General features: G+C 35.9%; 1 protein-coding gene. It reads right to left on the reverse strand.

The genetic code is table 11. The features are described 5' to 3' along the window. Nucleotides 1-146 precede the first annotated feature (146 nt). Nucleotides 147-464 carry a hypothetical protein gene (locus AC6HVZ_RS19640; protein WP_497559804.1) on the reverse strand — a complete coding sequence of 106 codons (318 nt, stop codon included), beginning with the start codon at nucleotides 462-464 and terminating at the stop codon, nucleotides 147-149. Nucleotides 465-574: the final 110 nt, after the last annotated feature.

The following is a 574-nucleotide window of genomic DNA, read 5'->3' on the forward strand; positions in this document are numbered from 1 at the left end:
CACTCCCACTGCGTTTGACTAATGAACATGTCAGTTTGCCTGCCGTGATATTTTTGTGCTAAAAAAAATCCCTCGCCATAATATTTATAAGCAAGGGAAATGTACATATTTCGTTTGTATTTTTCATTCAAAACCTTACTAAAAGATTAAAAGAACCCGTCAATATGCTCATCCAGTTCCCTGGTTACCTCTTCCAATACTTCTATTTCTTTTTTCAGTTTCGTAATCTCTTCCAATAATCTTACTATCTTTGTTTGATCGTCAATTCCTGTCTCATATGCGGTTCCTTTCCATCTGTGCCAGTCTTTAAACCGATGAAGATCCTCTTCACAAATTGGATGATTTGTAATACTTGTGTTTGGATCATTTATCCATTCCTGAACCAATTTCTCATCACACTCGGCAGCTTTGGAACCATATGAATGAAAATACTCCGTTACCTCATTCGCTGTAGATGCACTCATATTATTTATCTCCTTCTATTCAAATCTCTTATTCTCTAATTGCCTGTCAATAATCTCAATTGCCCAACGAACAAGTTTATCATGATCTAGATCCTCTTCCTTAATCCATA

This window comes from Oceanobacillus sp. NCCP-135 (assembly GCF_059698015.1).

What these genes read in the sequence shown, in the direction of transcription:
- AC6HVZ_RS19640 (WP_497559804.1), bottom strand. Translation starts at nt 464, where the DNA reads ATGAGTGCATCTACAGCGAATGAGGTAACGGAGTATTTTCATTCATAT.